This window comes from Lacrimispora sanguinis (genome assembly GCF_044987295.1).
In the GTDB taxonomy this organism is placed as follows: domain Bacteria; phylum Bacillota; class Clostridia; order Lachnospirales; family Lachnospiraceae; genus Lacrimispora; species Lacrimispora celerecrescens_B.
Genome location: NZ_CP173277.1, coordinates 4886667 through 4905372 on the forward strand (window position 1 = coordinate 4886667; position 18706 = coordinate 4905372).

General features: G+C 36.6%; 15 protein-coding genes and 1 tRNA gene. 13 read left to right on the forward strand and 3 right to left on the reverse strand.

Annotated elements, in window-relative coordinates; all coding sequences use genetic code 11:
• Positions 1-8: 8 nt before the first annotated feature.
• Complete coding sequence (locus ACHZES_RS22895) at positions 9-1388, forward strand: tyrosine-type recombinase/integrase (RefSeq protein ID WP_395546894.1); 1380 nt, start codon at positions 9-11, stop codon at positions 1386-1388.
• A 28-nt stretch (positions 1389-1416) separates the two neighbouring features.
• Here ACHZES_RS22895 and ACHZES_RS22900 read toward each other — a convergent pair.
• Positions 1417-1490: transfer RNA gene (locus ACHZES_RS22900), tRNA-Pro, on the reverse strand.
• A 129-nt stretch (positions 1491-1619) separates the two neighbouring features.
• Here ACHZES_RS22900 and ACHZES_RS22905 point away from each other — a divergent pair.
• The 3 genes from ACHZES_RS22905 to ACHZES_RS22915 are packed head-to-tail and all read left to right on the forward strand — an operon-like array spanning position 1620 to position 5630.
• Positions 1620-2411: a Cof-type HAD-IIB family hydrolase gene (locus tag ACHZES_RS22905; RefSeq protein ID WP_395546895.1), complete on the forward strand. Its 792-nt coding sequence runs from the start codon at positions 1620-1622 to the stop codon at positions 2409-2411.
• 1 nt (position 2412) lies between these two features.
• Positions 2413-3846 carry a dihydrolipoyl dehydrogenase gene (lpdA, locus tag ACHZES_RS22910; RefSeq protein WP_038279890.1) on the forward strand — a complete coding sequence of 478 codons (1434 nt, stop codon included), beginning with the start codon at positions 2413-2415 and terminating at the stop codon, positions 3844-3846.
• A complete protein-coding gene (locus tag ACHZES_RS22915; protein WP_395546896.1) occupies positions 3843-5630 on the forward strand; it encodes an aminopeptidase P family protein in 1788 nt (595 codons plus the stop codon). The genes lpdA and ACHZES_RS22915 overlap by 4 nt, the downstream gene beginning before the upstream one ends.
• A gap of 26 nt (positions 5631-5656) precedes the next feature.
• Here the strand turns inward: ACHZES_RS22915 and ACHZES_RS22920 are convergent, their stop codons facing one another.
• On the reverse strand, positions 5657-5995 hold the full coding sequence (locus tag ACHZES_RS22920; protein ID WP_154523985.1) for a helix-turn-helix domain-containing protein: 339 nt from the start codon (positions 5993-5995) through the stop codon (positions 5657-5659).
• Between the two features lie 174 nt (positions 5996-6169).
• Between ACHZES_RS22920 and ACHZES_RS22925 the strand changes: the two genes are divergently transcribed.
• Positions 6170-7048 carry a GGDEF domain-containing protein gene (locus ACHZES_RS22925; RefSeq protein ID WP_395546897.1) on the forward strand — a complete coding sequence of 293 codons (879 nt, stop codon included), beginning with the start codon at positions 6170-6172 and terminating at the stop codon, positions 7046-7048.
• Positions 7049-7148: 100 nt separating this feature from the next.
• Here ACHZES_RS22925 and ACHZES_RS22930 read toward each other — a convergent pair whose 3' ends face one another.
• Entirely contained in the window at positions 7149-7724 is a 576-nt protein-coding gene (locus ACHZES_RS22930; protein WP_154523863.1) for a prolyl-tRNA synthetase associated domain-containing protein, read from the reverse strand.
• Between the two features lie 541 nt (positions 7725-8265).
• Here ACHZES_RS22930 and rlmD point away from each other — a divergent pair.
• The 8 genes from rlmD (at position 8266) to ACHZES_RS22970 (ending at position 18643) form a co-directional block, all read left to right on the forward strand.
• A complete protein-coding gene (rlmD, locus tag ACHZES_RS22935; protein ID WP_404820400.1) occupies positions 8266-9837 on the forward strand; it encodes a 23S rRNA (uracil(1939)-C(5))-methyltransferase RlmD in 1572 nt (523 codons plus the stop codon).
• 216 nt (positions 9838-10053) lie between these two features.
• Complete coding sequence (locus tag ACHZES_RS22940) at positions 10054-12924, forward strand: DEAD/DEAH box helicase (protein WP_395546898.1); 2871 nt, start codon at positions 10054-10056, stop codon at positions 12922-12924.
• Positions 12925-13097: 173 nt separating this feature from the next.
• Positions 13098-13259, forward strand: coding sequence for a hypothetical protein (locus tag ACHZES_RS22945; protein ID WP_395546899.1), 162 nt, complete (start codon positions 13098-13100; stop codon positions 13257-13259).
• A gap of 227 nt (positions 13260-13486) precedes the next feature.
• On the forward strand, positions 13487-13738 hold the full coding sequence (locus tag ACHZES_RS22950; RefSeq protein WP_395546900.1) for a hypothetical protein: 252 nt from the start codon (positions 13487-13489) through the stop codon (positions 13736-13738).
• Between the two features lie 253 nt (positions 13739-13991).
• Entirely contained in the window at positions 13992-14222 is a 231-nt protein-coding gene (locus tag ACHZES_RS22955; RefSeq protein ID WP_395546901.1) for a single-stranded DNA-binding protein, read from the forward strand.
• Positions 14223-14247: 25 nt separating this feature from the next.
• The gene (locus ACHZES_RS22960; RefSeq protein WP_395546902.1) at positions 14248-14904 is read left to right on the forward strand and encodes a hypothetical protein; all 657 of its coding nucleotides are present in this window, start codon (positions 14248-14250) and stop codon (positions 14902-14904) included.
• On the forward strand, positions 14901-16967 hold the full coding sequence (locus ACHZES_RS22965; RefSeq protein WP_395546904.1) for a hypothetical protein: 2067 nt from the start codon (positions 14901-14903) through the stop codon (positions 16965-16967). Before ACHZES_RS22960 ends, ACHZES_RS22965 begins: the two co-directional genes overlap by 4 nt.
• The gene (locus ACHZES_RS22970; RefSeq protein ID WP_395546906.1) at positions 16967-18643 is read left to right on the forward strand and encodes a hypothetical protein; all 1677 of its coding nucleotides are present in this window, start codon (positions 16967-16969) and stop codon (positions 18641-18643) included. The genes ACHZES_RS22965 and ACHZES_RS22970 overlap by 1 nt, the downstream gene beginning before the upstream one ends.
• Positions 18644-18706 lie beyond the last annotated feature (63 nt).

An 18706-nucleotide genomic window follows, 5' to 3' on the forward strand; every position in this document is an offset into this window, starting at 1 on the left:
GAGATAAATTGACTGTTTCTGAGAAAAAGAAACGTGAATTACATAGAATTTATAATGCGCTTACTGAATATGAATTGACAGCACTTGATGAAAACAAATGGCTTGATTTAGTAGACTGTGGTATAATTGATCCGTACACGATGCTAAAACAAGTTAATATGATTAAAGAAAAGAAAGTGAAATCAGTTCACCCATATGCATTTACACCTTGCTCAGATGGGCGGATTACTACATGGTTAGCTGATGAGACAAAGCCAAAAGGTAGACGGAATGTAAGATCGTCTGATTATGACTCACTAATTGACAAGCTATATGAACATTACTTCGGACATGGACTGCAAGAAAAACAGCTAAAGTTTTGCGATATTTTTGAAGAATGGCTTTCTTACAAGGGGAAGAAGAAAAACAACTCAGACGAAACAATAAAGCAAAACAGAGCAAGTTATCAGAAATACGTTCAGGGAACAGATATTGATAATATGCCATTAGCAAATATCAAAACAATCGATCTTGAGAACTGGGCAATTGATGTATTAATCAATACTCCTATGACCGCAAAGGGCTTTAATACTCATAAGATTGTTGTCACCGGCACCCTTCGTTATGCAAAAAGACTGGGAGTTATTCCAGATGACCCTTGGAAAAAAGAAGAGTTAGAATATACTCATCTATTTAAGTCTACAAGACGTAAACCTTCCGCTGATATGGTGTTTTATCCAGATGAAATAGAAGACCTCATTGAAGAATTTGACAGAGGTTATGAACTAAATGGAAACGTAGCCAATTTAGGTCTTAAGGGTAATTTTGAGTTGGGATTAAGAATAGGTGAATTATGCGCCTTAAAATGGTCTGATATTAACTGGCAAAATGAAACGGTTTTTATTCAGCGAATGGAAGATAGTTCTGGACAAGTCGTTGATTATGTGAAATCTGATGCTGAAACTGGATATAGGGAATTAAATCTGAGTGATGAGCTGATTGATATATTCAAGAAAATCAGGAGAAGTAGTAATATTTTATCCGAGTATGTTTTCCTCAAAGCAGATGGAAGCCGGGCAGATAAAATGGTCTTTGTACATCGTCTTGAAAAAGCTGAGATTACTTTAGGTTGGAAAGAATCTGGGAACATGAAGCGCTCTCACTGTATCAGACGTACCGTAGCAAGCAGAATGAATGCTAATGGTTGGGCATTAGATGAGATTAGACGTTGGCTTGGCCACACTATGACATCTACCACTTTAACGTATATTTATAATCCATATAGAGAGAGTGAAACGCAGAAAAAGGTCAAGAAATTATCGATATTGCACACAAATAAGAGCTGTCAACAAATGTCAACAAAATATGATACTACTATTTCAAAAATAAAAACGCTGGAAGCCTTATAAAATAAGGTTCCCAGCTATTCTCAATCAATCGGAGTAACAGGATTTGAACCTGCGACCTCTCGGCCCCCAGCCGAGCGCGCTACCAAGCTACGCCATACTCCGTTTTCTTGACACATATGGTATTATAGCAGAAAGTTTCCAATTGGTAAAGTATATTTCTTGAAAAATTTTCAAATTTAATATATTATGATAAGGAGACGATTATTTAGGAAGAAAAATAGGTGAAGATAGATGAAGCCAATTGTAAGCTTTGATGTAGATATGACACTTCTGGACCATAAAGACTGGACAATTCCAGCAAGTGCCTTGGAAACTATAGAAAAATTGAGAGAAAATTATACCATCGTACTGGCAACAGGCAGAGACATGGATTCTATTTTCAGCACAGCCATTCGGGATGAGGTAAGGCCAGATGCGATCATCCATCTCAATGGGACGAAGGTGACTGTGGGAGACCAGGTCATTTATGAACATACTTTTGATAAGGTTCTGCTGAAAGAGATTCTAGCCTATGCGGAGAAAACTCCTTACAGCGTTGGAACTACTGTTGGAGAATGGGATTATTATGTTAATCCAGAGGTGGTAAAAAGGCATGATGCAACGCTTTGGGGAGAATGCGGCAGAAGATTTGAAGATCCAGGAAAGCTTGTGGAGCTGGAAGTGAGAACTATGGCCTATATCGGAGATGAGGCTGGTGCAAAAGCCATGGAGGAGCAATTCCCGGATATCCATGTGCATATGTTTGCTGATAAACGGGGAGCAGATGTGGTGGAACGGAAGGCTTCAAAAGCTATGGGACTGATAAGACTCTGCGACTATTTGAAAATACCTCTTACAGAAACAATAGCCTTTGGAGACAGCATGAATGACTACGATATCATTAAAATAGCAGGCAAGGGAATTGCCATGGGCAACGCCATGACTGAATTAAAAAAGGCAGCTGATTACGTTACGGATCCTATTGATCAAGAGGGAATTAAAAATGCCTGCCTGCATTTTGGAATGATCCGGCAGGAGGACTGAAATGGCAGAACATTATGATCTTCTTGTGATCGGCGGAGGGCCGGGCGGATATACAGCTGCTTTAAAAGCCGCCGGTCTGGGACTTAGGACCGCCATTGTTGAGAAGGAAAGACTGGGAGGAACCTGTATTAACAAAGGCTGCATTCCTACAAAGGCCTTGCTACACGCCTCCAGCATATTTGAAGCCCTTCAAAATAGCGATGAATTCGGGGTATCCACAGATTTTATATCATTTGATTTTAAAAAGATGCAGAATTATAAAAAACGTTCCGTAAAAGCGTACCGAAAGGAAGTGGATGAGCTTGTTAAAGCAGCAGGTGTAGCCGTCATTAGCGGAACTGCCACCATACGCCGGGGGCGAACCATAGAAGTGAACGGTCTGGATGGCAAGGATTATTATGAGGCAGATCACATCATCATTGCCACCGGGGCAAAACCGGTGATGCTAAAGATTCCGGGAGCAGACCTTCCCGGGGTGTTGACCAGTGACCGACTGTTAGCTTCTGACACATGGAATTACGATCGCCTTACGATCATCGGAGGCGGGGTGATCGGAGTGGAATTTGCCACTATTTTCAGTGCCCTCTGTTCCCATGTAACTATATTGGAGAATAAAGACCACTTATTAGGACCTATGGATACTGAAGTCTCCCAAGCTCTGGAAGACGAGCTTAAAAGAAAAGGAATCACGATCCATTGCAGGGCAAAGGTTAAGGAAATCAGAGAGGAATCCAATCAGGGATTAACATGCATCTATGAGGTAAATGGAGAGGAACAAACCATCCGCTCCGGACAGATCCTTATGGCAGCAGGGCGGGCTCCTTATCTGGATGGACTGATGGGACAGGATGTGAGCCTTGAGATGGAACATGGTCATCTGAAAGTGGATTCGGAATTTATGACCAGTGAGCCTGGGATTTATGCCATCGGTGATGTGGCAGCTGAAACCAAGCTTGCCCATGTGGCGGCCGCACAGGGAACCTATGTAATAGAAAAGATTGCAGGAGTCGAACATACCATTCGACTTTCGGTGGTACCAAACGGTATGTTTGTAAAGCTTCCTGTGGTGCCGAGCTGTATTTACACGGAACCGGAAATCGCCTCCGTAGGACTTACCAGGGAGGCGGCTATCGCTTGCAGTATGAAGGTGAGATGCGGACGCTACTCCATGAGCGGAAACGGAAAATCCATTATAGCCAGGGAACAGAATGGATTTATCCATCTGGTATTTGAGGAATATTCCGGTACTCTCGTGGGTGCCCAGATCGTATGCCCCAGGGCAACCGATATGATCAGCGAGATGGCAACGGCTATTGCAAACGGCTTAACGGCAGAACAACTTATGCTTGCCATGCGCGCCCATCCTACCTACAGTGAAGGGATTGGGGCTGCTATAGAAAATTATTATGAAACCAAAGGAGAGATAAAGCAATGATTCAGGAAAGACTGGAACAATTAAGAAGACTGATGGCAGAGCATCATATGGATGCTTACATGATTCCAACCTCAGATTTTCATGAATCCGAGTATGTGGGTGAATATTTTAAATGCAGAGAATTTATAACAGGATTCAGCGGATCAGCTGGTACGGCTGTAATTACGAAGGATGAAGCCGGTTTATGGACCGATGGCCGTTATTTTGTACAGGCAGGCAAACAGCTTGAGGGAACCGGAATTACCCTGCAGAGAATGGGGCAGCCTGGAGTTCCTGAGATTGGGGAATATTTAGATCAGGTGCTTCCGGAGGGGGGCTGCCTGGGATTTGACGGAAGAGTGGTAAACTGCCAGCTGGGACAAGACTTAGAAAAGCTTCTGGCGGAAAAACATGTGACCCTTGCCTTTCAGGAAGACTTGGTGGATGTTTTATGGAAAGAACGTCCTCACCAGTCCGCGGAACCGGTATGGATCCTTGAGGAAAAGTATAGCGGAAAATCTTCTGCACTGAAAATAGAAGAATTAAGAAGCCAGATGAAGAAGGAAAAGGCAACTATTCATATCCTTACATCTCTTGATGACATCGCATGGCTTTTAAATATCCGTGGAAATGATGTAGAATGCAATCCGGTAGTGCTTTCTTATGCAATGATAACCCTGGACCGTTTCTATCTTTTCATCAATGAAAAAGTGTTAAAGGATGAAGTAAAAGCTTATTTAAAGAATCTTTCCGTTACAGTATGCCCTTACAATGACATTTACACAGCAGTTTCGCAGTTAAGAGATCAGAAGGTTCTCGTAGAAACGGGTAAGACCAATTATGCCATTGTAAAAAATATTGATAGTTCCAACAGCATTATTGATAAAATGAATCCTACCGCCCTTTCAAAAGCCATGAAGAATCCGGTGGAAGTGGAAAATATGAGAAAAGCTCACATCAAGGATGGCGTAGCCATGGTAAAATTCATCTACTGGATGAAGCAGAATGTGGGAAAGGAAACAATCACAGAGGTCAGCGCTCAGGAGTATCTTGATCATCTGCGTTCCAAGCAAGAGGGGAACCTGGGACTGAGCTTTGATACGATTTCCGCCTATGGTGCCAATGCAGCGATGTGCCATTATAAGGCCACCGCGGAAAGTGATGTGAAGATAGAGCCAAAAGGACTTTATCTGGTGGATTCAGGCGGTCAGTATTATGAAGGAACGACTGATGTGACCAGAACCATTGCGGTAGGTCCGCTGACAGAGAAAGAGAGAGAGCATTTTACTCTTACTGTCATCAGCATGCTGCGTTTGGGAGCTGTGAAATTCCTTCACGGCTGCCGGGGACTGACCCTGGATTATGTTGCACGGGAGCCGTTCTGGAGCCGCGGCATTAATTATGACCATGGAACCGGCCACGGAGTAGGATACTTGCTAAATGTCCATGAGCGCCCTAATGGAATCCGGTGGCGCATGGTACCGGAGCGCCAGGATAACGGTGTTCTGGAAGAAGGCATGATTACTTCCGATGAGCCTGGAGTATATATTGAAGGCAGCCACGGCGTCCGTACAGAGAATCTGATTGTTAGTAAGAAGGCGGAAGAGAATGAGTATGGTCGATTTATGGAATTTGAATTTCTGACCATGGTTCCCATTGATTTAGAAGCCATTGATCAATCCATTATGACCGAACATGATGTAAAGCTGTTAAATGATTATCACAAAGCCGTTTATGAAGCCCTCTCCCCGTATTTTACAGGAGAGGAAGCATTGTGGCTGAAAGAGAATACAAGAACTATTTAGATGATAGAACAAGGCAGAACCGTAGATTACGGTTCTGCCTGTTTTTGATTCTCCGCGTTTGCTTTAAGCCGCAATAATATGGGAAAAACCGCTTCCAGATCTTCTTTACTTAAGTCTCTCATCAACGCAGTGGCTTCCCTTTGAAGAGGCTGTTCTTTTTTTTCCGTTTTAAAAAATTCTATGGGAGTAATTTCAAGATAATCGCAGATTTCAAAAAATTGTTTCATAGATGGCATGGAACGTCCTGAAGAAATTCCCTGGATATAGCTCTTATTTTTTCCCAAATCCAGGCTCATTTGATATTCTGAGATATTTTTTTTCAAGCGAAGCTCCGTGATTCGATTCCTGACAAACTGTTCATCCAACATTATCACCTCTAGGTTAATCATAAAGGATATTCTGTGCAGATGCTACGTATTATATGCGTAATAATGACTGAAAAACAGGTTGCATATACGGATGAAAAGCGTTATCATATACCTAATACGAATGGAAAAGAAGCGGGATGAAGGATTCCGGCAGGTACAGGGGGAAGGATCATGGCAGGTAATTCAGGAAGTCGGTTCGAGAGGTGGAATTCGGTAAACGAGCATGAGTTCTTCCGTTATGGTGAGACGGAGCAAATGTACAGAAATATTAATTTATTTAAAGATACGGTTTTATTTGAGTATTCTTATATGGATAAGAGATTATATCTGTCACCAAATGCCAAAGGACAGATAGATTTCCCAACTTTTGAACGTATTCTTATTAAGCATAGAGACAATGCTCCCCAAGAAGGGGAGATCCGCTCGTTCGAATTTTGTCTGGGAAAAATGGGGGAACCATATCACTGGTGCAGTTGTAAATTAACTGCTCAATGGGAGGAACGGGCAGAATACCCGGTTAAGCTAATTGGAAAGCTTCAGGATATAACCGGATTAAAAGCGAGGGAAGAGCAGTTGTTACTCCAGTCCTTAAAGGATGGGCTCACCGGTTTATACAATAAAATGGCCTTTAAATACCGGGTAGAAGAGAAATTAAAGACCGGCGGATCGGGTTGGCTCTGTATGATCGATATCGATAATTTCAAGGAGATTAACGACTGCTTCGGGCACCTGGCCGGCGACCGGATCTTGATGCAGGTAGGCGGAATGCTCTGCGATATCTATCCGGATCCGGATCTGGTAGGCAGGGCAGGCGGCGATGAGTTCGTTGTTTTCACAACAAAAGATAACGTCCGGGAAAGAGCGGACAATCTGTTGGATAGAGTAGAAAAGATCATACCAGAAGAAAAATGGCACATTTCTGTCAGCATTGGAATTGCTCCCAGTACTGGAAAACGCGGGGAGGATTATCAGAAGTTATTTTCCAAAGCAGATCAGGCTATGTATCAGGCAAAACAGGCGGGTAAAAACCGGATTGCTTTTTTTTTGTGATGATTGATGGTTAAGGAATTGTGGAAGTGGATTATATAGAAGGGGAAGGTGAAATGGGACAGGAGATGTTTATCCTGTCCCATTTTGAATTTTGTTTTTCTTAGTCGACGGGTAAATCTACCAGAGTGTATTCACATTGGATTGCCGGGAGAAACTTGTCCAGAAGATCTGTAGTATTAAACTTTAAGCTGGAGGTATTGATGCAGGGGTGGCAACCAAAGAATTCTTGAGTCTGTACATCCTTATCGATCAACAGTCTGACACGGCGGCTTTTATCGTTCATTAGGCCAAGGACTGAAACAGAGCCTGGGGTGATGTCGAGAAATTCTTCCATGAATTCCGGTTCTGCAAAAGAGAGTCTGGCTGATCCGATTTGCTTAGAAAGGGCAGCGGTACGGAACTTTTTTCCACCGGGCAGCAGTAGGAGATAGAAATCAGTTTTCTGGGAATTGCGAAGAAATAAATTTTTGCAGATTTCTATATTTAACAGAGCATCAACCTCCCGGCAGGCTTCTATGGTGGGAAGTGGGGAGTGATCCACCCGCTGATAGGATATGTTCAATTTATCCAGTAGGTCATAGGTGCGGATTTCCTTGGGAAGACGCCCAGTTTGATCATTGGGACGCCCGTTATAGAGGGTTTCATCCAGGTAAAAGGTATCGTTTGTATGAACCATGAGTTGCACTTCCTTTTGTCTTTTTATGATCTATTATATCTGAGGGGAGAGAAAAATCAAGTATTTTTGAATCTATAGAAGGATTTTAGTGGTTTTGGTGGTGGAGATGTATTATAATAGCTGTGAATAAAAGTGGAAGCTAAGGCCCGGCGGAAAGGTTGGAAAGTGGTTTTATGAGGAGGCCGGGATTTTATTGTGTGAAGGGATTAAAATAGATATGGATTAAAGGTTTGAAAGAGATTAATAATAGGAAGAGATAAAATTTGGAAGAGATAAAAAATAGGTGAGTTTAAAGATAGGAAGGGTAGATGCATATATGATAGATAATCGGTTGAAGAAAGAGAAATTCAGAAATGATAGAATGGTTAAAGGTAGTGATAATGGGAAGATAGAAGGGCAAAAGAGAAAGGAAAGTGGCTGGAGCGGTAGCAAGAACGAAAGTCGAAATGGCAGTAAGGCTGGTAAAAGCATCGGTGGTAGGAGCGATGGTAAGAACGATAGCAAGAACGATAGCAGGTACGGTAATAGGAATGGAAACAGCATCGGCAGCAGGAACGGTAGTAAGACCGATAATAGAAATGGCAGTAGGGACGGCAGTAGTATAGGTGGCAGGAGCGACAGTAAGACCGATAGTAGAAATAGTGGTAGGAATAGTAATAACATCGACAGCAGGAACGGCGACAACACCGGTAGCAGGAACAGCGGCAGGAACGGCGACAACACCGGTAGCAGGAACAGCGGCAGGAACGGCGACAACACCGGTAGCAGGAACAGCGGCAGGAACGGCGACAACACCGGTAGCAGGAACAGCGGCAGGAACGGCAACAACAACGGTAGCAGGAACAGTGGCAGGAACGGCAATAGCACCGACAGCAGGAACAACGGTAGTATTGGCAGTAAGAAAGGGCACAGCGGAAATACGCCTAATAGGACAAGCGGAGTTGAAAAAAAGTCCACTTCCAAATGTCCGGTATCCCGTACATGCGGAGGCTGTCAGCTTTTGGACATGCCTTATGAAAAACAGTTGGAACAGAAACAGAAACATCTGGAAAAATTGTTGAAGCCATATTGCCACGTTGCGCCGATTATTGGGATGGAGAATCCTTATCATTATCGCAATAAGGTTCATGCAGTATTTGACCATGACAAAAAAGGCAATCCGGTCTCTGGCGTATATGAGGTGAATTCCCATAGAGTTGTTCCGGTAGAAAACTGCATGATCGAGGACCAGAAGGCAGATGAGATTATCGGAACTATTAGAGGTATGTTGAAGTCCTTTAAGATACGTACCTATGATGAGGATACAGGGTATGGATTATTGCGTCACGTATTGATACGAAGGGGATTTGCCACAGGAGAGGTCATGGTTGTTCTGGTAACCGCCTCGCCGATTTTTCCTTCAAAGAATAATTTTGTGAAAGCGCTGAGAGAAAAGCATCCGGAGATCACTACAATTATACAGAATGTAAACGGCAGGGATACAAGCATGGTGCTGGGAGATAAGGAACATGTGCTGTTTGGGAAAGGATTCATTGAGGACATTCTATGCGGCTGCCGTTTCCATATTTCTTCAAAATCTTTTTATCAGGTAAATCCGGTGCAAACGGAGATTCTCTATAATAAAGCCATTGAGGCCGCAGGGCTTACTGGTAAGGAACGAGTAGTTGATGCTTATTGTGGGATTGGCACCATAGGTATCGTTGCCAGCAAGCATGCAAAGGAAGTTATTGGTGTTGAGCTAAACCGGGATGCGGTAAGGGATGCAGTGGAAAATGCCAAGATCAATGGTATTAAGAATGTCAAATTTTTCTGTAATGATGCAGGGAAATTCATGGTGAATATGGCGGAAGACGGAGAGCATGTGGATGTTGTGTTTATGGATCCGCCTAGGAGTGGGAGCACGGAGGAATTTATTGATTCGGTGGTAAAAGTGAAGCCGGAAAGGGTTGTTTATGTGTCTTGCGGGCCGGAGACGCTGATTAGGGATCTGGAGTATTTTAGGAAGAAAGGGTATGAGGCGAAGATGGGCTGGGGAGTTGATTTGTTTCCGGCGACGGAGCACGTTGAAACGATAATTCTGATGACGTATTGTGGTTTGGACAAGAAAAAGTAGACTTCGACCACAAGATGTTGTGGTTTAAGGACGATTTTGGGGCAAAAAATGAGCGAAGAAATGCCGTTTTTTGCCCCTTCAAATTAGGCTAAATTATAGATGACATGTAGTATTTTTAACTGATGGCTAAAATATTTAATTTAATATAAGCTAAGTTTTAGAGTGAACTATGAGAAGACAAATTATTTCTAAGTGCATATGGGGGATTTGATAAAGATGGATAAAATTGATAAGTATATAAAAAAATATCAAAAACAAGCATTGGATGTAATTAAAAATTATATGGAAAATGACTCAGAAGGAAAGTGCTTAATAAAACTACCAACAGGTACTGGAAAAACGGGAGTAATGGCTATTGCATCAAATTTAAAACCAAATAATATTTTAGTTATTGTCCCAAATGCTACTTTACCAGTACAAACAGCTTATGAAATAGAAGAAAATTTTTGGGAGAATATAGGATATAAACCGATTTTGATAAAGAAAACATTTTTAATTAAAAGTTCAATAATAGATAACATTGAAAAAGCAAATGATGGTTTAATATATATAGTGACAATTCAAACATTACTTAAAATATTTCTTGAAAATATACGACTGTTTACTTTGATAAAAGAAAATATTGATATTATTTTTTATGATGAGGGTCATCGAGAGCCAGCTCAAGTATGGAGAAATGCTAGTCGAAATCTGAATAAAAAAATGATATTATTTACAGCAACGCCATATAGAAATGATAATTATGTTTTTAATATTGATGAGAAATATAAATATGAATATTCAATGTCGGAGGCAATAGCTAATGGAGATTTGAAAAATATAGTATTTAAGCCAATTCCGGATGATGTTTTTAACAGTCAAAAATCTATAATAGAATTTATTGATAAAATTGCAAGCGACTCTTCTAGAAAGATATTGGTAAGGTATAGAGATGGTAAAAACATAAAAGAACTTGTGGAGTCCTTAAAAAGCAAGTATTTGATTTATGGTTGTCATTCAAAATTATTAAGTGAAGAAAGATTGTTTAGTGAAGGAAGCCAACTAATCGAATATATAAAGAATAAGGAATTTCAAATTTTGGTTCATAATGACATGCTAATAGAAGGAGTAAATATTCCAGAATTAAATACTCTTGTATTTTTTAATTATTTTGAAAATTATAAATCTGTAATTCAACAAATAGGACGAGTTCTTAGAGTTAGTGACATACCAGAAGCTGAAATATATGTTCCAGAATTAAGGCTTAAAGAGGCGATGGAGCAATGGCAATTGTATTTGCTTTCTGAAAAAAATGATGAGGAATATGCATATACGGGTGGTGCATTTAAAGAATCATTTTCATTTGAAAAGAAATCAAATTTATTAAATATCATGCAATTTAAAAAGCAAGCAAATATTTATGTTTCTAAACTATCACATTATAAGGAAATGAAAGAGGAAATACGAAATAGCATTGAAGAATTAGAAACTTTAGAAAAATGGAAAGAAGAGGAACGAGAAGGGAATAATTTTTGGGTTTTATGTTATGAATTAAAAGAACCAAGTAATGTTTTAAAAGAAGCAATTTGGTATGATTCTTCTTTGGAATATGTATCTGTTTATGAAATATTAAATGACGAAAATTATTATTATTTTTATTTTAATACAAGAAGATATGCATTACCGGGTGATTATGATGACTTAAAGCAAGTTGGGATAAAAGAAATATATAATCTAATACCAAATGGTTCTGATGTTAGAAATGTAAGATATACAAGTACAAGTAGTACGCAAAAAGGACCAAAAACCAGAGAAATTTATGGATATTCATTGGAAGGAATTCCTGCAAACCTTACAGAAAAACTTTCATACTGCAGAAATGCTATAGGAAAAATAGAGAACGATGAAAATATAATAGAGCGATATATTAGTACACTTACTGGAAAAGTATCTGAAAGAGAAATATGTAGTTGTGATGAATATTTACTTTGGTGTGAAGATATTTTAAGAACCATGTTAAATAATAGAAGTAGCCAATTTTTTAATAGATTTTCATTTATTACTGATGCTCCTAAAACAAAGGCAACATCTTTGATGCTTCAATTTGGCAGGAATGTTAAATATCAGGAAGAGATATTTTATTTAGATAGCCAATTTTGCGAAATTGAATACGATAAATTTGAGTTTGAAATAAATGGAAACAAAATAAAAGGGAAGATATGTAGGGATTTTAGAGAAAAAACATATATGCTTCTGGATGAGGAAAGAAAATATATTGTTTTAGATACTGATGTAGATGGAAATATTGAAGAACGAGAATTAAATCAATATATAAATAATGGAAAATTTACAGTTTACTATGGGGAAGAGCAAATAATTTATACAAACGGATACTATTTAAAACCAAATATAAAAATTAATTATAGTGATGTAAATGAATATGAATTATGGAATAGTATTTATACGATAAAAGAACTTAATGACTGTAAAAATGAAAAATTAGGTGATAATCCTGCAACTGCATTTAACAATACTGTAAAATGGCCACTGGATAGTGTTTTTGGTGTATTATTGGACGAAATAGAGAAAGTACATACTGAGATTGATTTTCTTGTATGCGATGATATGGGATGTGAGATTGCAGATTTTATAGCATTAAGCACTATACAAAGCAAAGTTGTTTTAATACATTGTAAAGATAAGAAATCGCAGATTAGTGCAAGTGCGTTTCAAGATGTTTGTGGACAAGCAATAAAAAATGTTGAGTATCTGTTAACAACAAATCCAGAGAAATTACCATATGTTGTAACGAGAAATAATAAGTGGAATGAAAAGTGGGTTAGTGAAAATGAACTTTATAAGACAGATAGAATGATTAAAGGTACAGTAGAAAATTTCCTAGATGAATACAAAAAAATTATGCAGAAGCCATATTCGCAAAAGGAGGTTTGGATAGTTACAACGGGGCTATCAAAAAGTAAGCTCAAAGATGAATTAATGAAGGAAAAGCCCAAAGAGCAAATTCCACAATTACTATATATTTTAGGACTAACTCAAGACAATTTGGCGCAAGTTGAAGCACATATGAAAATTTTTTGTAAAGAATGATTGTGTGTATTTTAAATTAACATTATCAAAAAAGCATAATATGATTGCTTGAGAAACATATTTCATAAGATGTAAATAATCGGTAGTAAGAGGTTAAGTTTTTAGGTCAACTTAAATGACCTACAGACTTAGCCTCTTTTTTTATACTCAAAATCAGAAAGAGAGGAAGAAAGATGATGTCAAAATTTTTTATGTATGGTACAGAGCTTCATGAGCTAGAACAATTGATGATGCTCGTACCATATTTTATGCCAAGAAGAAGTGGGGTGATTGTTATGAAGAAGGTAGAAAATAAGAAAGAGCCAGTAGGGTGTCAGGATTGTGTAAGTTCATAGGGGAATGAGGATAACGATACAATTTCATTCCGGCATCATCATGACAGAAGAAGTAGATTATTACGAAGATTAATAGAAAAGTAGAACATGAATATTTTAATAGGAATTATACCTGCCGTAACTGTCACTGCTGAAGTTGCGGTTTTTCTATATGCAGCCGGCAGATGTGTCTGCCAAACCATATCTGTGTTTATAAATTATTTTAAATAAGAAATGGGAAATTTATCATGTCAACAGAAGAATTATATGAATTAATGGAAGATGGAAATCTTGGATATGCCTGTGTTTATAAAAAGGGCGATCAAGGAATGCATACTGATTTTATGTTTAAAATGACAGCAGAGAAAATCGCGAACTTTATTGGACAGAATGCATATACGGCAGACAAGATTATAATGACTGATTTGGGTGACAGACTAATCTGTGAATCAATTTATGGTGGATTTATTATGAATTGTCCGGATCAGAATTTGTGCTGAGAGATTATTCCTCATCTTTCACCTATTCAGCAAGGAGATGCAGAACCCAAGGAATTCACGGTGGCAACCAGAGAAGAGATGGAAGCACTCTGGGATGCCGAAGAAGAGGCAGTAATGCAGGCTGAGATTAGAATGTTGTAATTTGTAATATTACCAATTTTATGGATATTTTTTCTTGTATTACGCCTCCCGTAAGAGTACAATAAGAATAACAATGTTGTTGATATTGTTATTCCTATTGGGAGGTAAGAAAATGCCAACTGTAAATGAATTATTGGAAATCGCTAAAACTGAATTAGCAAATCTTTTACCGGGAGAAGTATTCTTGGTTCGTGATTTGTTCAAAGGATATGAATGGAACCGAATTTCCCGTAGCGACAGATTACTCCTTGGCACCTTGTTTCTCAATTATATTAAAACAGATGATATAGGGATTGTTCCGATAGAAAAGACATCTTCGGGGCAGCAGAGATATAGGGCTTAATAATTTGTAAGGCAAGGAGTAGATTATGGATATAAATTATGAAGAATTAAGAATGTACAAAGACAGGATTAGAATATTTTTTATTATTTATTTCTTTTCAGAGACTTTTAATGACAAGCAATATAAAGATTGTTGTAGAGTATTACATACAGAAGTAAAGATACAAAAATTAGATTTTTTGATAAGAAATCCGGATTATTTGTGTTTTGAATTGTTGGAACAATGCAATAGAAATGATAATGATAAAAAGGAAATCAAGGAAATTATAAAAAACATTTTTTATTCTCATGAGCCACAAATTAGGAGATTAGAAATGGAAAGATTCTTTTTCGGAGCTTATGAAGACATAGATCATGTAATTGCTTTTTTAGTTTCTGTTGGTTTTATAAAATATAAATTTCAGAGAAACAGCGTTCTTAAGTTGACTGAAAAGAGCTATTATGTAACAAATTTGGCAGATGAAAAAATAAGATTAATCATGGATGATGCTCCTTACCTTAAATGGTACACGGAGAGGTGTTTACTAATAAAGCAATATTTTGGAGAATACTCAGGGACACAGCTAAAAAACCTTCAATACAAAATTGAAAGGTATCGTGATACGACATATAAAGAATATATTCAGGATATTGAAGATTTGGTAAGACAAAAATATTATGAAGAGTTTGGAGAAATCTTATGAATAAGGAATTTACTAAAGTAGTTGAAAAACTATATGATAAGTATTCAAATCAATTAACTAAAGAGGAAATTATTGATCTTTTAAATATTGACGATACAGCTGTTGATATACCGCTTTCCACTGGAAAACGATTGATTATAGAATATATTGAATTTAGTGGTGATAAACAAACAGGAGAGCCGATAAGTTTTAAAAAGAGTTTTTCAAGTGGAATAAATATGATTATTGCTGATAACTTGAAAGGTAAATCATCGTTATTCAAAATAATAAAAACTGCTTTAGTGGGTAATGATAGCTATATTAAACCAGATATTAAACAATGGATAAAGTATATTATTCTTGGGTTTAAAATAAATGACAAAAGATACACGATTTCTATGGATTTAGAAAAACGTATAAAAGGCAGATTATACAATTGCCCTTTTGAAGATTATTTGAAAGATAGTGATTTATCAGAACAGTTAATCTTTGAAGCTAATAGCAATATCGAATATGAAAGCCAAATACAAAAATTCTTCTTTAATCAATTTTCATATTTTTCAATGAAGTGGACACAAAAATCACCTTTAAAAGATAGTAATGAATTAATTGAGAGTGGATCGAGTTGGAAAACATATTTTAAAACAATATATCTTGAATCTCGAGATAGCACTTCTTTTTATGGCGGGCAGGAACAAAAAACATTTCAGATGTTGCTTGCACTTGAGCATACACAGTTAATAAATAAATTGACTTTAAAAAATGAGTTAATGCAATCGGCTTTATCTAAACAATTAGATGTTATAGATTCAATCAAAGATGATGTTGAAGTTAGCAATTTGCAAGCAGATCTAAAAAAAATTGATCAATTGCTTAATAATGTAAGAAATTCACAAAACTCCGTGGATTTGATAAATCTTAAAAGTCAAAGAAAAACAATGATACAAGAGATTGGCGAGCTTAATGATAAGTTGTCTACTTTATACAAGCAGCGCAAAGTTTTTATTACCGAAAAAGAGTTGAAAAAAAAGGAACTTGATGGATTTGGTTTTGAATATAATCGCATTTCAAATGAGATTTATAAAATCCAACGATTTATTAATGATATTAATGAATATCTGGAGGCTGGTCAATTTTTTTCTTCATTAGAAATCAAGTATTGCCCTAGCTGCAACCATCAAGTAATCCATTCTAATACTGAGACGGGTAACACTTGTCCATTGTGTCATGAAATTGTTGTTAATGACGATATTGAAAATAAACATAATTACGTTGATAAAGCTGATGAGTTAGAAAAAACTCTACAACAAATGTTACATGAAAAAGAGCTTCTAGGTGAAAAGAAAAAGGTACTGAATGATGAAGTTGAGCGCATAGATGGTCTACTAGAAAGTATACAAAAAGATATCTCAAAATTAGAGGAAAATGATAAAGAAGCTGATTTGGCTGAAATAAATTGTTCCATAGAGAAAATTCAAAATAAGTACGATGATAATTATGAAAAAGATTTAATTGCTCAACAAGCGGTTTTAAAGTTCAGGCTTGTTGAAAAAGAAAAAGATAATTCAAAAATATCTGATGTCGAGAAGCTGCAGGCCACTATAGAAATGCTTAATGATGCTATCATAGATATCGATGATTTGCGTTTTCAAAAGAGCAAAACAATCATGGAAGATTTAAAAAAGTCTTTGTTAAAAGAAATTCATGATTTTGGACTTACCTCAATCACAGAAATTATTATTGATAAAAAGTTTAACATAACTTATGTTCAAAATAATGTAACAGTTAAATTTTCAGAAATAGCAGAAGGTGAACAGTTAAGGGTAAAACTCGCATTTTATCTTTCGCTTATTCAACTTGATATTGAAAAAAATCATGGTAGGCATACACGATTTCTTATCGTTGATAGTCCTAATAAAGAGGAGGGAGATACCGCCTATTTAGAAGGGTTAAAAGAAGTCCTTAATCAGATACAAACAAAATATCATGACCAGTTACAAATTATTGTTGGTACAGCAACTCGTGAATTTTCTGGTGTCGTTAAAAATGAAAAAATATATGGTAAAGGAGAGTACCTTTTCTAATGGAATTTTATAACGATTATGTTCTGAAAGATTTGAAAGCAAAAATTTATTATTGGGATATAATCTTTAGTCAAGAGGCGCAAAATCTTGATGCTGAATCTATACTTCATTTTTTAAAAAATGTTGTTTTGGATAGTAGTGAAACTCTTTTTTGCAAGATGCAAGCACTTAAAGAAATGATTACCTGGACTTTTCAGGATAAGATAAAACAAAGAAAAACCATAAGCTTTTTGCTAGATGACATGGTAAACAATAATGAAGAATTATTAGAATGTTACAGATTAAAATATCTAGCGCTGTTCTATCAAAAAGAAAAAGAGGATATCAAAGATATCATAGTAGGAAAGTGTGATGAAAATAATATATTAATTAAAGCTGAGGCGAAGTATCAATTAGGGATAATAATGTTTTTTGATTCAAATGATATATTAAACAAGAGCGATTTTTTGGTTTCGATACTTAAAACTCAGCAAATATTCAATGAAGTAGCATCAATTGAAGAAAATAGAGTAGATGCAAAGCTATTAAGTTTAATCTGTTCTTATATCTCTAATAGTATTAACTTTGATTTACAGAGAGCTAAAAATATTTATGAGCAAATCAGAGCACTTATTTTTGAAGTAATATTACTTCAGATTGATAATCAAGCAGTCCCATTTTACCTTGGTATAGGATTTAATATTACTAGAATTCACAAAATAATAAGTACAAAGCCTGATAGCTGGATAGATTATAAAAAAGAATTTAACAAACTTTGTTCCGATTTTTATGCATTATCGAACAACTATTACAAGAGTGATAATTTGTATCGAAATTTTTCAGATAGAATAAATGAGCGATTAAAAAAAGAAATAATTGAACCTATATTTAAATACAACTATAAAGCTACCTTATCAAAAATTGAAGTAATAACATCTGAAAATGATATAGGTGAAAATACTGTGGAATTTTTGGAATATTTAAAAGAAATTCTAATCTCTGAAGATATTAAGGCTATTAATAATTATCATGAAGGGATAAAGGAAAATTTTCCTATGCTCACAGAGAATGATTTGGATTCTTTTAAAAGGAGCTTGGATCAATCTAATGTGAGCGAAGCAATTTATAATCTTCTATGTGCAATGCAGAGACTTACACCTACAAAGTTGCTTGATGGCGTTGTTTATTCATGTATTAAATTACAAGCAAATTCTGCATATAAAAACTGTATAGAAGATGTAAGGAATGATTATATAAGAGATCTTTTGCTAGCACAAAAATATCAAGTCAGCGACCAAACACGACAAGGTACATCACAAGAAGGAAAATCTGCTGGTGAAATTGATATACTTATATTAGAAAATAATAAGCCTTATTCTTTGTTTGAAGCCTTGAATTTAGATAGCCTAAATACAAGTTATTTAGACAACCATATTGATAAAATATACAAATATGATACTTTGGGATATCGTTATAACTTCATTGTGTCATATGTGAGAATTAAAGATTTTAACACATTTTGGACAAAATATATAAATCATATTAAAGAGTATAAATACCCACATCCATTGGATAGTGTTGACGAAAATATTGATGATAGATATTGTTATCCCAATCTTAAAATAGCGGCAACATCTCTTATACGAAACGGAATGATAACAACGCTTTATCATATATGTGTCTTAATGCAAGAGTAGTATAAAGAACTAGTGTGTTTAGTCCAATAATATGTAGCTCGTTATCATAAGAACTTTGTAGGA